Raw genomic sequence first — 14,977 nt, forward strand, 5'->3', positions numbered from 1 at the left:
GGTTAGCAAAAGTCTGATAAGCCATTTAAAAAAATCGCCTTTAGTAGCTTTGAGCACGAGTACCAAATTGTTGTTGGATTGACGCAGAAAGTTTGTAGATCCACTTATTATAATTGCGATGAATCTTGCCGTTGTTGTAGTCTAAATTGGTGCTATCGACATAATTGATATTATAAAACTTATCGTCATAAGTGATTTGCACATGTGCCTTATGAGAACGAACAGTAATATAAGCATCAATGGTATTGTTATCGGCAACAACAGGCGTCCAGCCTTTTGCCTGACAACCTTTAATGATTGCTTGCTCAACACTTTGTGCACTATTGGTAGGGATAGGTTCTTTAGTTAATTCTACAAGAGGTGTTGATGTACAAGCCGATAGAAATAGTCCTGCTACAAATAGTATTAACAACTTAAACGAGTTCATTTTATTCACCTTTATACTGTTAATTAGTGCTTATTATTGGCTTAAGCTACAGCTAACCAAACGCCAACCAAAATCATTAAGCTGCCTGCAATACGATTCATCCATTTGATGTTGTCACCGCGGCTTAAAAATATTCTTAGGCTTTTTCCACCCGCAGCATACGCCATCATGCTGATTAATTCAGTAAATAAAATGATACTCACAAGCGCCATAAGTTGTGGCGCCACTTCACGTTCAACATTAATAAAAGGTGGCAGTAAAGACACCATAAATGCCCAGCCCTTTGGATTAGCTATTGCGGTAATAAAGCCCTGTGAAATTAGCTCAAAATTGCCAACACTAGGGGTTTGTTGACCTTCGATGATGGCCATTTTACCTTTTGAACGCCACATATTGACGCCAATATAAACTAAGTAAAGTCCGCCAACCCATTTTAAAATTGCAAACAGTTCAGGATAGTTGAGCATAATGCTAGCTACGCCCATAACGGCGGCAATAGCTACCAGTGCCACACCGACAAGCTCGCCAAGCATCATCCATAAGGTGCGGCGAAAGCCAATACTCATTCCGAGTGTCATAGCAAGGGTCATGCACATGCCTGGAGTGATAGAAACAAAGAAAAAGGTAGGTAAAAATACGGCAAGTAGGGCTAAATCAGGCATGGTATAGATTCTGTACTTCGGTTGTTTAGCTGATCTGCAGCGAATAACAACAAGGGCTAAATAAGGTGCACAGTGTAGAGAAAAAACTGGCTGAGTGATAGATAAAATAAAACCAGCTAAAAAGCTGGTTTTATTGTCTATTGCATAGGTTGCTGACTGCTCAAAGTTTATGCTTGGATTTTGCGTGTATACGAAAACTTGAGCGTACGACTAAATCTATGTTTTACAGTACGCCACGGCGCTGCTGATCACGCTCAATAGATTCAAATAGTGCAGTAAAGTTACCTTCACCAAAACCTAAGTTATTTTTGCGCTGAATGATCTCAATGAAAATTGGACCAAATAGATTTTTAGTAAAGATTTGCAGCAAGTAACCGTCTTCATCGCCATCAACTAAGATCTGATGATGCTTAATACGCTCACGATCTTCGGTCACTTGTGGCAGTTTTTCAAAGATGGTGTCGTAATACTCAGGAATAATATCAAGAGTTTGAATTGATGAGCCTTCCATTGCATCGAGTGAGCCTACAATATCGCGACTTCTAAATGCTAAATGCTGAACTCCTGGACCATCATATTCACGTAAATACTCATCAATCTGGTTTTTATCGTTACCTTTACCTTCGTTGATTGGAATGCAGAAGCTTCCATCTGGTGAGCGCAGTGCATATGAGATAAGGGCTGTTTGTGAGCCTTTAATGTCGAAATAACGGACTTCAGTAAAGCCAAAGATATCTTTATAGAAGTTTGACCAATACTCCATTGTGCCTTTGTAGACATTGTTAGTTAAATGGTCGACTTCCATAAAGCCTTTTTCTTGAGTGATGATTTGCTCATCTAAGTCTTCGAAATCTTTAGCGTAGATGTTATCTGTCTCGCCAAAAGTATCGATAAAGTAAATTAAGCTATCGCCAATGCCGTAAATCGCTGGATATGGCATATCTTTAGCTGCATCATCAGCAGGTTTTGCCCCGCGAGCTACAGCGCCTTCAAATGCAAACTGTGCGTCTTCAACGCGCCAACCCATAGAGCAAATTGCTGGGCCATGGCTTTTAGCAAACTCAGCAGAAAAGCCCTTACGTTCGGTATTAAGTAAGAAGTTAATATCGTTTTGCTTGTAATACAAAATCTCTTTAGATTTTGATTTTTTTAGCAATGAAAAACCGAAATCGATAAATACCTGATGCATGAAATCTTGTTCAGGCGTTGCAAACTCAGTAAATTCGATACCAAGTAAGCCTAGTGGGTTTTGTTCGCTTGCCATTGTTATATCCTCTGTCAATTTGATCCTACAAACCAGTCATTCTTTGATGACCTGATCCTGAAATTAAAAACCGGTTAATCTTCAATCCAAGAGCGGTTGTAGTCGTTACTCATGCAATGCTTTACATGTTCGGTGAGCTGCAATGGTGCGAAAGTATCGACCATTACGGCGTATTCATAGGTTTCGGTTTTGCCGATAGACGCTTCTGTTCGCCCAGGTTGGGGTCCGTGAGGTACGCCTTTTTGATGTAAGGTCATGTAACCAGCTTCAATGCCTGTGCGGCTCATAAAGTCGCCATCGACGTAATACAGCACTTCATCACTGTCGATATTATTGTGGTAGTAAGGCGCAGGGATCGACTGGGGGTGGAAGTCATAAGGGCGTGGCACAAAATTACAAATAACAAAATTGTGCGCGGTAAACACCAGATGATCTGATGGTGGTAAATGGATCTTACCTACCTTTGGCGCATATTCTTGAATATTAAACGCCCAAGGGTAGACACAGCCGTCCCAACCGACTAAATCAAATGGGTGCCATTCGAGTGAGGTTTGCTGGTACTTATCGCCAAACTTACATACCAATGCAAATTCGCCTTGCTCAACAACGGCATCTTGTAATTCTGGTGTACGAATATCACGCTCGCAGTAGGGAGCAGACTCGAGCATCTGGCCATATTCATTACGGAAATGCTTAGGCACTTCGACCATGCTAGATGATTCAATCACAAACAAGCGTACATTGCTGTAGTCATCAAACTTAAGCTGATAAGTTGTGCCACGAGGAATGATTAAGTAATCCCACTTTTTTACCGCTAAAGCGCCATATTCACTGTATAGGGTGCCTTGTCCTTCATGGATGAATACTACTTCATCGGCATAAGCATTACGGTAGAACTCTGCGGTATCTTCGGTAACGTTGGCGGTGTACATGGCCACGTCATTATTAAAGAAGATTTTATTACGGCTATTGAAAAAGTTACCTTTGCAGTCAGCCTTTTTAGTATCAAGCTTGTAGTTCTGCACTAAAGAGTCTTGCCAAGCTTCACCATGAGATAAGCTATATGGGCTAACCTCTAGCGCTTTGGTTGGCATGTTGTGGTGATACTTATTCGAATAAATGTTGGAAAATCCGTGAGTTGAAAACAACTCTTCACGATACAGCTCACCATTATCTTTTTTAAATGTGATATGTCGCTTTGTCGGAATTCTTCCTTGCTTCACATAAAATGGCATATTCGCTTTCCTTTCTACGCTTACTGCACGTATTTCAGTGTAAATGTGATCTAGCTTCAATTTAGTTGCTTAAATAAACAAAAAAAAGAATAATAATTGCTAGGTCTCCATCTAAAAATTAGATGGTAATTTATGCTTTACGCTAAGGAAGCACTATGCGGATTGATGTTGATGCATTTAAGGTACTGCAGGTTTTAGTGGAGGAGGGCAGCTTTGCTAAGGCTGCTGAGCGTTTACATAAGGCTCAGTCTGCTGTGAGCTATCAAGTAAAAAAACTAGAGCAACACCTTGGTGTAAACCTTTTTTGTCGCGATCAATATCGTGCAGAGTTAACTCCTGAGGGCAAAGTAATTTTGGCAGAGGGGCAAAGATTACTGCAATACCTTGCCAACATTGAACATTTAGCCAGCAAGTTTGGTGATGGCTGGGAGCCAAAGCTTGAATTAGTGATCGACGACGCCTTACCGATGAAACCAATTATGCGCGCACTAAAGCGGCTTACAGAATTGGAAATACCCACTAAAGTGCAACTTAACATGGAGTTTTTAGGCGGTGTTCAAGAAAGGTTTGAGCGCGATAACGCTGACTTAATGCTGGTAAAGGATTACCGCACGGGCCCGAGTTATCGCCCACAAGCTTTACCTGAGATCACCAGTGTGCTGGTGGTCGCGGCTACTCATCCGCTAGCAACAGAAAAAAAACTCAGTTTATTTGAGCTGCAACGTTATGTAGAGCTGACCATTGAAGATTCCTCTATAAATAAACACTACCGTGATGAGATGCAATTTGGTGGCGACAAGGTGTTTTATCTATCGGGCTTTGTAATGAAGAAGAACGCTTTATTAATGGGGTTGGGCTTTGGTTGGATGCCGGACTTTTTAATCGAATCTGAGCTCAAAAGTGGAGAGCTGGTTGAAGTCGATTTTACCGGTGGCAATCGCTACAGTTTTACTCCGCAATTAGTTTCAACCATGGAGCGACCACTTGGTCGAGCAGGGCGCTTATTCACAGATCTTATCATGGAAGAGTTCACTGCAGAGCTCAGTGTAAAATAGGTCTGTAACCTGTGGTTTTGAGGTGCAAGTGAAACATTGCAACTTGCGAAGATAAATGCAAGTTCAGTATCGCTGTTAATTTACTTAAAGCTGCAGGCTGTTTGGTTATTTTGCAGAATAAAGCTAAGCCGTAAAGTTAACAGCGGTTTTATTTTGCTAGCTTTTAACTCTACAATTCACTTAATTACCCGTTAGCTTGTTATATAAAACTTAATATATCAGCAGTTTACCTTTGTTAACCTACTTTGTTATTTGCGTTCGTTAACGAGCTTAATCGTTAAGTTTGTGTTCAGTTTGCCTTTATTAGACTAAGCCTATCAAGAGTTGGTACGTGCTATGCATCGCTTCATTTTTAATTGCAATATGATGATGCGGCATTCAGGTACTGATGTGAAGGAGGCTTACAATGAACAATATGACTTCTAACGGTTACTCAAACAACCTGTATGCTAAATATGTGGCAGATTTAAAATTAGGCAATCACATAGTCTCAGATATGCGTCTACAAGAGTTTGTAGCTGATCTAGAGCAATGCGGAATGTTACTGGATGAATTTGACTGGGACGAGTGGTATCAAAATAGCCATATGCTCGATAGGCCCGAATATATCGGTGATGCAAGCATGTATGAGTGTCAGCTATTGCTCACCGCAATGGCGCGGATAGACAGGTTTAGCCCCGGCGTTTTGTCTAATATGCGCCGCCAAGGTGTGTTGTTAGCGATTATTGAGCGTTTTCAAACACTGCATTTCAAGCAAGTTAGTTAAGCTAGTTAAGCTTGTTTTAACTGCATTTAACTGTATTTGAGTTGAAATAGAATTTTTTATAAAAAACAATATATTAGTTAGCTAGTCGCTAGGGTAACCATAATAAAAAGAGCTGCAATTGCAGCTCTTTTCGTTTCATACTAATTACACTTGATTTAGTCAGCAAAAGGCTCTGGACGAGGGGTGTTCTTATTAGATGGCGGTAAAATTGGTAATACAATTTGTGGCTGCTCACCAGTTAGCGAATTCAAGAATGCAACCATCTCTTTAACTTCTGACTCAGACAGTTTTTGTCCAAGCTGAATATCAGCCATAGTGTTAACCGCTTCTTCAAGATCCCATACGCTGCCGTCGTGGAAGTACGGATAGGTAAGTTCGATATTACGTAGTGTTGGTACTTTAAAGACAAACTTATCCGCTTCTTTACCCGTTACGCCTTTTCTACCTTCAGCTGGGTTATTGGTGTGGAAAGGTTTAACTAGACCCATCTTCATATACATGGTGCCACCCACCGCTGGACCGTTGTGACAGCTTACACAGCCTTTATCTTTAAACAGTTGATAACCTGCTTTTGCTTGGTCTGAAATAGCAGACTTGTCGCCCTGAAGGTAAAGATCAAACGGTGCGTTAGGCGTGACTAAGGTTTTCTCAAATTCAGCGATAGCATCAGTGATCATATCAATGTTGATATCTTTTGAATTATAAACATCGGCAAAGCGTGCTTGATAAGCAGGCATAGAGCGGACAGTATCGACAGCTAAATCATGAGTAAAGCCCATTTCTTTTGGATTGGCAATTGGGCCCGCAGCTTGCTCTTTAAGATCTTTAGCACGACCATCCCAAAACTGGGCTAAACCATATTCCGCATTGAGTACGGTAGGCGAGTTAATAGGGCCTTGTTGCCAGTTATGGCCAATAGACGTAGGCAGGGCATCAACACCACCTGTTGAAATGTTGTGGCAAGAGTTACATGAAATAAAGCCTGATTTTGATAATCTTGGTTCGAAGAATAGCATCTTCCCAAGCTCTACCTTTTCTGGGTTAGTGATAACGGCTGCAGGAATGATTTCGATCGGTTCGTTAGACGCGTTTGCACCAATAGATAAAGTAGAAAGCAGAGCAATAGAGATTACATTAAGCTTATTCATAATAGCCTCAACTAAACATTACATTTTATAGGGTTAAATCAATAAGCTGATAATAGTGAGGAACTAGAAAATAAGATAACGCTTTGTTTCGATTAGGACTATCGTGGATTTGGATTAGTTAAATGCGACCTAGGTCGCAGACTTTATACCTAATGATAGGTAGGGTAGTGCAAATAATGTCCAGTCAATGCGGCTAAACAACATTTAGCCGATAAGAAGCGATTAGAAAAATAACTAACGCGGGGCTAATTGACCAACTTGACGGTAAATTAATTTTTGTTCATTGCTTATTTGCGGTTTAAGCGGCGCAATAACATCTTCCTGTCGAGCCAGCGAGCTGTTTTACTTAAATGAGCTTGGCTTTTCTTCAACCAGTGACGCGCCCAAGTATATTCTAGGCTTAATATTGCAAGTCCGATTGGCAGTAGTAACCAAGCTGGCCCTGGTAATACAATGAGCGCTGCACCTGTTAGGGTTAATAATCCGCCAATAATAGTGATTAAGGCTTTCTTTATCATTGAAATAATCTCCTTATATTTCTTAAGATATTTTAACCAGCGCATTTATGAGCTGTGCTCAATTTCTAGTGGCAAGTTGTCAATCAACTAGCTCACTTAGGGTCAGTGTATAGTAAATCACCATTTTGCAGCGCTATTAATTGTAACAAACACTATTAGCCGTTTAATATTTATGTCTGCTAAAGGTCAACATTTTGGCGTTATTACAAGGTTTGACTAAAATCTTTAATAGGTTCTATCTTCGTTATGTAGGCTGTTATGCATTTCAAGCAAAGTTGTTTGCGAGAAAAAAACAATGCAATTAGCATGCTTTTTCCTCGTTACTATAACGTGATATCAGGCACTTTTTACAAAGCGCTTAGACTACTGTGCTGCATAATCATGCTTTCCCCTGTTAATTTTGCCGCTGCCGACACATTGTATTTAACCTCACTGCATTGGCCGCCGTTCTCTGGCGAGCAGCTAAAACATCAAGGCGCATGTATTGCAATAGCAAAGGCTGCGTTAGGCGCGGTGGGTCATTCACTTGAGGTTGATTTTTATCCTTGGAGCCGCGCAGTAAGAATGGCCTCTCGTAATGACGCTAAGTATTTAGGCTATTTACCTGAATATCGTTATCCAACAGATAAGTTTGTGTTTTCGGAGCCTATGGGACGCAGTGCTCTCGGTCTTGTAGAGCGTAAATCTCATCCTATTAGCTGGATTGAGCAAAAGGATTTAAATCAATACACAATTGGTGTTGTAGAGGACTATGTTAATACCGCAGAACTCGATGCCATGATGGTCAATGGTAGTCAGTCTTTTGAAGCCGTTGCTTCAGATCTGCACAATATTAATAAAGTGCTCACTGGCCGAATAGACGCGGCCGTTATTGATGAACACGTGCTTAGGTATATTTTGTCACAGCCAAATATGCAGTCAGTTAAACACAAACTGCAGTTTAATAAGAAGCGCTTAATCTCTAAAGAGTTGTTCATTGCGTTTAAAAATAATCAGCAAGGGCAGCTGTGGCGTGAGCGTTTTAACCAAGGCCTAGCTAAAATTAACGTGCAAGCGATATTAGCTGAGCACATTGAATAATCCTGTCATGTTTCTGTATAAAAGATGACGCAATCTAGCCGTATGCTATCGACATCACACCTCTACCTTTGTTGCCGATGGAAAGTGTTCCGTTTGAGTTAGATACCTTAAATCATCTTATTGCTTGTCATCCTCAATTACGCGCCAAAACACTTGCTGATGTTGAATATAACGGCAAGCTATATCCAGTTATTCGAGCAGAACTTGGCTGTACAAACATCGATGTTCCTACTGTAATGTTTGTTGGTGGGGTGCACGGTGTTGAGCGAATAGGCTGTCAAGTGCAGTTAGCGCTTATGGCGAGTTTACTCACTCGGCTTGAATGGGATGTGCAGTTACAGCATTTACTGACTCGTGTGAGGTTATCGTTTGTGCCTATCGTTAATCCTGTCGGCTTGATTAGAGGTACTCGCTGTAATGGCCAAGGTGTCGATTTAATGCGAAATGCGCCGATCACCTCTGCAGATAAGGTTACATTTTTAGTTGGCGGACAGAAAATATCAGCCAAATTGCCTTGGTACCGCGGCAAAAATGGGATGGAGCGAGAAACTAGTGCGTTAGTCGATTACGTTACTTCACTGCTTAGCACTAGCTCTAGTGTTATCGTTTTAGATGCCCATTCAGGGTTTGGCTTGTCAGATCATGTGTGGTTTCCTTATGCTAGTAGCCAAAGTCCAATGGATAAAATAGGCCGAATATACCAGCTTAAACAAGCTTTTGAGTCGAGTTTCCCCCATCACAATCATTATCGCTTTTCACCGCAAAGTCTTATTTATCAGACTCATGGTGATATTTGGGATTACCTTGTGGCGCAAAATCCTAAAGTACCATTTGTGCCACTAACGCTCGAAATGGGCTCATGGAGTTGGGTTAAAAAGAATCCTCGGCAACTGTTTAATTTTGCGGGTTTATTTAATCCACAGAAAACACATCGCTACCACCGCACTTTGCGTAAGCATACGGTTTTTATGCAATTCTTAATGGATATAGCGGCTAGCCGTACACTAGAGAACTTAACCGATAAACAATTACACAAGCTCGATAGACAGGCTTATCAGCTATGGTATGAATAACGAATTATCAGCTTAATTTATTTTAGATAAAGTGAGGTTTGTATGGCCGCAGTGGTGTTGCTCCGCGGACTTATGCGCGATAAGCGCCATTGGGGAGAGTTTGAGTCACTGCTGCAATCAAAGCTGGCTGGGCGGCATAATGTATTGATGATTGATACTCTGGGCAATGGTGAGTTTAGTAGTGATACTAGCCCATTACATTTATCAGAGTACCTGCCTCCAATAATGGAACAATTGGCTCAGATTAAAGACAGAGACATCTATATTGCGGGTCTATCAATGGGCGGAATGATTGCACTTGAGCTTGGAGCTAGCCTAAAAGACTATGACAGCGTTAACTTGAAACAAAGGTCAGCTAAAGCAGCATATAAGAGGCTAAATGCAGTAACAGAAACATCATTGTTCGACGCCTTAAGCAAGCTCACTCATAAAAATATTTACGGTATGGCGATAATCAATTCAAGTGCAGGGAATTTATCTCCTTGGTATAAACGGTTTCAGTTAAAACAGCTATTTCTGGCTTTTAGAAAGCGCGTCAAAGCTGGCTATTTGGTTAATTGTAAGCAAAGCGAGCAAGAAAAAGTTAGGCCTGTAAAACAAGTGGTATACAAGAGTGAAATTAACCCGGTTGAAGCAACCATTATTGCTTTAACCTCTGCAACCCAAGCTCAAAATATTGAGCTTATCACGCGGTGGAGTGGGTTTAGAAAAGCTCGCACTACCAGTTTATTTAATGGCGCGCGGCAGATTTATGCTTGCAGTCGGTTTAAAGCAAATCCAGTGAATATTCCACTAATTGTATTTAGCGGCTTGGCTGATAAGTTAGTTGCACCGTCCTGCAGCCATGCGTTGACAAGTTATTACGAAATACCGTTAGTCCAATTTGAGCATGCGGGTCATGATCTTAGCCTAGATTGTGCCTGTGAGCTTAGTGATGCTTTGATAAAAGCGTGGAAATTATTGCTGTAACCAAAGTAATCAGCACAAGGACGTAATTGTTGAGTGGTTTGGATTTGGCTGTCGTAAACGCTTTTAAGACAAGGTTTTTCAAACTAGGTTTTTAAGACAAGGCTTTTAAGATAATGCTTTACTGGTAGGGGGTTAGATTGCTGGTAAAGCATAGATTGCTGATTAAACAATTTAGCCCCAAGCAGGGGCTAAATATGACATCGTGAGGTTTTTACTATATGAAGAAACAAGGCTATTAAAGCGTTTTCTACAATAGACTAGGCTCTTGCAACCACTGTTTGACCAATTGGCGTTAAACTTAAAATCGCCAATTTTAAATGCTGCAGCGCAAATGGAATGCCGATAATGGTAATAGCACAAGCAAACGCATGAGCGACGTGACCGATAGCTAGCCAGATCCCAAAAAATAGGAACCAGATAATATTACCGACCATACCAAATGTTCCGGTACCGATGTCCTCGTTTCCAGTCAGTGCTTTACGATTCATAGAGTCTTGACCAAACGGCCAGAATGCCATTTCACCAATCACAAAACAGGCTCTACCAAAAGGGATGCCGATGATGCTGATAAAGCAAAGTAGTCCAGCTAACCACCAAGCAAGCCCCATTACAAATCCACCTAAAATAAACCAAGCAATATTAAACACTAAACGTAGTACTGCCATTTATGGCTCCTTATTTGCACTTACTCTCATTTGAGCTTAATTGCTTGTAAGCGATTTTCGTGCCAACAGACATATCTAGCTAGTTTGGCTTGTTATAAGCCTTTTTGAGCCAAATAAGACTCGACCCATATATGTCTGATTATTTTTTTAACTAAAATTTAGCGCTTTTGGCTATTTTTTAAGGTTTCTTTTTCTTAATTTAAAACTGGATTGAGATGAAAGCGTTGCAATGAAATTGGGTAAAGCCGTTGAAGGCTTGGTTATTGGGCTGATACGTGTTTTAAGTAATAATCTTATACTGGCTCATTCTCGCGATAATGAGCCAGTCTTCACGCTATATATAAAACTATGGTTAGCCATATAAAAGACGGGCAAGCAACTTATACTAATTCCTTGCTAACTGGTCAAAAAACAAATTTGATCTTGGTTCACGTCTTGTTGATTTCGCAAATGAGTCTAACGGTTTACAATAGCTCACGTTTATATGCATTAATGCATCCGCCCCTGACTAATCAAAACGCTGCTTGCTAGTAAACTCGCTAAACTATACAAGATAGTTGGCCTGTGAGTAGGTAACGTGTTTGACGTTGAATTAAAGTGAGCTCGTAAGTGTTTGCAGATACCCCAATAGAAAGTATTGTCTTTAATGATCAGCAAGTTTTTGTTAAGCGTGATGATTTACTTAGTGAAGAATTTTCGGGCAATAAAGCCCGTAAGTTTGCCTATTTCCTTGAGAATAACTTTCCAGGTAAAACAGGGTTAGTAGGCCATGGTTCTCCGGTTGCTAACTCGCTTTATTCCATGTCGGCGTTAGCCAAACTTAAAGGGATTAGTTTAGACTTTTATGTTGACCATATTGCTGAGCAAGTCTTGCTGTCTACCCAAGGCAATTATGCCGCCGCAATTGCGAATGGTGCCAATGTTGTAGATGTATCTATGTGTGAAGATCGTCAAGACTTAAGCGTGATAGATTATATCCAGCAAAAAGTACTAGCTAAAAATGACAAGCTGCTGTTTGTACCTGAAGGAGGACGCTGTGAATATGCGCGTGTTGGTGTGCATAAATTGGCTCAAGAGATCATTGATTGGGCTACAAAGCACTCTTTCCCATCGTTGCAAGTATTCTTACCATCGGGTACAGGCACAACTGCTGTATTTTTAAGTGAATACCTAAACCTGCATACCGATAATATTGAAGTACTCACCTGTGCCTGTGTTGGGGGGAGCGATTATCTCCAGCAACAGTTTTTTGAACTGGTAACTGATAAAAGCTTGCACCCTAGGATTATCGATTTAGATAAAAAGTATCACTTTGGCAAACTGTATAAGCCATTTTACGATATGTATAACAAGCTGTTAGCGACTGGAATCGAGTTTGAGTTACTCTATGACCCGTTAGGCTGGATGTGTGTTGAAAAGATCTTACAAACAAGTGTAATAAACCAAACTGAAACAGAGGTTGGTAGCTCAGCTCCGGCAATGCTTTATATACACCAAGGTGGGTTACTCGGTAATGCAACTATGCTGCCACGCTACCAACGTAAATACGGTTAGTAATACTAAAAATAAACAGTTGATATATGTGTATTAGTCGTTAGCAGTGATGTGCAGGTAGGGAAAATGTTGATTCCATTTGGTTAGGCGAGATACCGACTAAGGGTATGGCCTAATCCAAATGAATGTGACTAAATAGCTGAGTAGATGTTTCAGTCCTATTCGTTTGCCTATGAAGACAAACATTCGATACGAGTGAGAGGAGGTGTATCGAAGAGTCAGTTAACGCGTTTGTTTGACTAGCTTATTTGTTGCTAGAAATTAACCATTTCATAAAGTTCAGCGCTTCAATACGCTTAGAAAAGGTTTGTTTGTTTTTACCTTGGCTATCGGTAAAAGCAATTGAAGTTTTGTTGACTGAAATTGAATCTACTGGAAAGTTGACGGTAATTTCTTGTCCATTTACTAGGTATGACATATGGCCACACTCCTTCTATTTTAAGCTACCTAAATTAGGTAGTTTTTTATAACAATAAGATATCCTTAGCATTTTTGCGAAAGATGAATTTTAAGTTCTATGTGAGACTACTCATCTTTGTTTGCTGATACAAGTAGCTTGTATTCAAATATGTATGTAAATATGTTCGCTATGTCGCAAAAATAATACAAATATCAGCTGCTGTGCAGTAAAGCATAGGCATATGACAGTAGCATGACTGCCAACAAAGATGATTTAACCAGTTGAGATAACGCTTATGTGAGGATCAAACGACGAGTCGTGGATTTGACAAAAAGGCGGTGACTTCTATCTAAAAGGGTCTATCTTAAAAACTGGGCGAATTATATGCAGCTTAAATACTTTGTCAAGACAATCTTAATTTAATTACTGATTATTTTTACTTCCCATACGTTAACAATAGGTTAAAGCTTGCTAGAATGAATAGCACTTGCAGGGCTGCTGGTGCTCGCCAAATAATGGAGTCTTTATGTTACGAACTGTTCAAGTGTTTACCCTATTGCTCTTGCTATCTATTTCATTTTATTGCTCAGCATCTGGCGCGCTGTCAGTTGCGCAAAATGTTCAGCAAACAGACAACGCCACCAGTACCGCTGCTGTGAAAGAAGCCTCTTATGAATATAAAGATAGCCTTTTTAGGGATACGCCTAGAGGCACATTGGCTGGACTTTTTGAGGCTGCATTTGAGCAAAATTATGATAAAGCGGCTAAGTATTTAGATCTTAGGTATTTACCTGATGATATGGACGCAGAGTTAGGCCCTGAATACGCCAAGCAATTAATTGCAATTATTGAGCGAAACATTTGGGTCAATATGCAAGAGATTAATGATACTCCTGATGGGACTTCAGAGGATCAACTACCTAGTTATCGTGATGCGTTTGGTCGAGTACAAATTAAAGGCAGCGAGATAACCCTGTTATTACAAAAAGTCCCCAATAAACAGTTAGGATCAATTTGGAAGGTATCAAACGCTACCGTTGCTAAAGTGCCTTTGCTGTATAGTGAACTCGGTTATGGGCCGGTAGTGGAGTGGTTTGTTAAACATATTCCTCAAGGGCATTTGTTTAAATTAAATCTATGGGAATGGGCGTTACTGATCTGTTATTTCGTATTGGCTATGTTGGTCGTGATCCCCGTTACTTGGATTGCTAAAAAGTTCATCTTACGCAGTGAATACCAGTATAAAGCCGATGTAGCACATTTAGTCGTAGGGCCTTTTCGTTTTTTGGTTGCATTGTTACTGGTTAGAGCTTGGATGGCGCACACGACTTTATCGGCGAATGTGATTGCGGTTGTAAATACCGGAGTATTGTTGCTAATAGCGGTAGTGTGGTTTATCTGGTCAGTCACCGATGTGATTCAAAACAGTTTACGTTTACGTTGGATTAGTAGGGGCAATAGCCAGAGTGCATCGCTGTTGCGACCTTTAGCAAATTTTATTCGAGTTATTTTAGTTGCCTTAGCGGTATTAATCTGGCTTGAACACTTAGGTTTTGATGCATCAACGATTCTTGCCGGCCTTGGAATTGGTGGCATTGCCGTTGCGCTAGCGTCAAAACAATCGATTGAGAATTTTATTGGCACGCTTACGCTATATTCTTCAGCGCCCATTAAAGTTGGTAATGTAGGCCGCTTTGGCACGATTACGGGGACGGTAGAAGAGATAGGTTTACGCTGTACGCGAATTCGCACCATAGATCGTAGTGTGATTAATGTGCCTAATGCACGCTTGTCTGAAATGGATATTGAAAACATTTCTGAGCGTGAAAAGATCCGTTTGAAAACAGATATTCGACTTGATTATCAGACTAATACCGAGCAAATTCACGCAATTATCAATGATATTAGAGCCTTATTAGAGCAACATGAAAAAGTTGAAGAATCGCCACTTAGGGTGACATTTAAAGGCTTTGGTTTGTATGGTCTACAGCTTAACGTTTTTGCCTATATTGGCACGACAGATTTTGCTGAGTTTCAATTAGTGTCAGAGGAATTGCACTTTGGCATTATGAATGTGGTAACTAAACATGGCTCGCGGATTGTGCCTGTTGTTCCAGTCGCTGCTGCTCAACAGTAAATAAGTGAGTAATAAAAAAGGCCG

General features: G+C 40.5%; 15 protein-coding genes. 7 read left to right on the forward strand and 8 right to left on the reverse strand.

What is annotated here, in order from left to right:
• Nucleotides 1-40: 40 nt before the first annotated feature.
• The 4 genes from L2740_RS00675 to L2740_RS00690 all read right to left on the reverse strand — a co-directional run bounded on the left by L2740_RS00675 (nt 41) and on the right by L2740_RS00690 (nt 3,588).
• Nucleotides 41-427 carry a hypothetical protein gene (locus L2740_RS00675; RefSeq protein WP_248948023.1) on the reverse strand — a complete coding sequence of 129 codons (387 nt, stop codon included), beginning with the start codon at nt 425-427 and terminating at the stop codon, nt 41-43.
• A gap of 41 nt (nt 428-468) precedes the next feature.
• Nucleotides 469-1,089, reverse strand: a complete 621-nt coding sequence (locus L2740_RS00680; protein ID WP_248948024.1) for a LysE family translocator — start codon at nt 1,087-1,089, stop codon at nt 469-471.
• 223 nt (nt 1,090-1,312) lie between these two features.
• Nucleotides 1,313-2,353: a 4-hydroxyphenylpyruvate dioxygenase gene (gene hppD, locus L2740_RS00685; RefSeq protein WP_248948025.1), complete on the reverse strand. Its 1,041-nt coding sequence runs from the start codon at nt 2,351-2,353 to the stop codon at nt 1,313-1,315.
• Between the two features lie 74 nt (nt 2,354-2,427).
• Nucleotides 2,428-3,588 carry a homogentisate 1,2-dioxygenase gene (locus tag L2740_RS00690; protein ID WP_248948026.1) on the reverse strand — a complete coding sequence of 387 codons (1,161 nt, stop codon included), beginning with the start codon at nt 3,586-3,588 and terminating at the stop codon, nt 2,428-2,430.
• Between the two features lie 155 nt (nt 3,589-3,743).
• Between L2740_RS00690 and L2740_RS00695 the strand changes: the two genes are divergently transcribed.
• Nucleotides 3,744-4,643, forward strand: coding sequence for a LysR family transcriptional regulator (locus L2740_RS00695; RefSeq protein ID WP_248948028.1), 900 nt, complete (start codon nt 3,744-3,746; stop codon nt 4,641-4,643).
• A gap of 406 nt (nt 4,644-5,049) precedes the next feature.
• On the forward strand, nt 5,050-5,409 hold the full coding sequence (locus L2740_RS00700) for a DUF6508 domain-containing protein (protein WP_248948030.1): 360 nt from the start codon (nt 5,050-5,052) through the stop codon (nt 5,407-5,409).
• 155 nt (nt 5,410-5,564) lie between these two features.
• Here L2740_RS00700 and L2740_RS00705 read toward each other — a convergent pair whose 3' ends face one another.
• Nucleotides 5,565-6,557: a cytochrome-c peroxidase gene (locus L2740_RS00705; protein ID WP_248948031.1), complete on the reverse strand. Its 993-nt coding sequence runs from the start codon at nt 6,555-6,557 to the stop codon at nt 5,565-5,567.
• A gap of 287 nt (nt 6,558-6,844) precedes the next feature.
• Entirely contained in the window at nt 6,845-7,075 is a 231-nt protein-coding gene (locus tag L2740_RS00710) for a PGPGW domain-containing protein (protein ID WP_248948033.1), read from the reverse strand.
• A 381-nt stretch (nt 7,076-7,456) separates the two neighbouring features.
• Between L2740_RS00710 and L2740_RS00715 the strand changes: the two genes are divergently transcribed.
• The 3 genes from L2740_RS00715 (at nt 7,457) to L2740_RS00725 (ending at nt 10,197) form a co-directional block, all read left to right on the forward strand.
• Nucleotides 7,457-8,155: a substrate-binding periplasmic protein gene (locus tag L2740_RS00715; protein WP_248948034.1), complete on the forward strand. Its 699-nt coding sequence runs from the start codon at nt 7,457-7,459 to the stop codon at nt 8,153-8,155.
• Between the two features lie 77 nt (nt 8,156-8,232).
• A complete protein-coding gene (locus tag L2740_RS00720; protein ID WP_248948035.1) occupies nt 8,233-9,228 on the forward strand; it encodes a M14 family zinc carboxypeptidase in 996 nt (331 codons plus the stop codon).
• 42 nt (nt 9,229-9,270) lie between these two features.
• Nucleotides 9,271-10,197, forward strand: coding sequence for an alpha/beta fold hydrolase (locus L2740_RS00725; protein WP_248948036.1), 927 nt, complete (start codon nt 9,271-9,273; stop codon nt 10,195-10,197).
• A gap of 257 nt (nt 10,198-10,454) precedes the next feature.
• Here the strand turns inward: L2740_RS00725 and L2740_RS00730 are convergent, their stop codons facing one another.
• On the reverse strand, nt 10,455-10,862 hold the full coding sequence (locus L2740_RS00730) for a YccF domain-containing protein (RefSeq protein WP_248948037.1): 408 nt from the start codon (nt 10,860-10,862) through the stop codon (nt 10,455-10,457).
• A 609-nt stretch (nt 10,863-11,471) separates the two neighbouring features.
• Here L2740_RS00730 and L2740_RS00735 point away from each other — a divergent pair.
• Nucleotides 11,472-12,416: a pyridoxal-phosphate dependent enzyme gene (locus L2740_RS00735; protein ID WP_248948038.1), complete on the forward strand. Its 945-nt coding sequence runs from the start codon at nt 11,472-11,474 to the stop codon at nt 12,414-12,416.
• A 244-nt stretch (nt 12,417-12,660) separates the two neighbouring features.
• On the opposite strand, the gene L2740_RS00740 is transcribed toward L2740_RS00735, so the two are convergent.
• Nucleotides 12,661-12,834 carry a hypothetical protein gene (locus L2740_RS00740; RefSeq protein WP_156925668.1) on the reverse strand — a complete coding sequence of 58 codons (174 nt, stop codon included), beginning with the start codon at nt 12,832-12,834 and terminating at the stop codon, nt 12,661-12,663.
• Between the two features lie 508 nt (nt 12,835-13,342).
• Here L2740_RS00740 and L2740_RS00745 point away from each other — a divergent pair.
• Complete coding sequence (locus tag L2740_RS00745) at nt 13,343-14,953, forward strand: mechanosensitive ion channel family protein (protein WP_248948039.1); 1,611 nt, start codon at nt 13,343-13,345, stop codon at nt 14,951-14,953.
• The last annotated feature ends 24 nt before the right edge of the window (nt 14,954-14,977 follow it).

It is taken from the genome of Shewanella pneumatophori (assembly GCF_023283895.1).
Taxonomy (GTDB): domain Bacteria; phylum Pseudomonadota; class Gammaproteobacteria; order Enterobacterales; family Shewanellaceae; genus Shewanella; species Shewanella pneumatophori.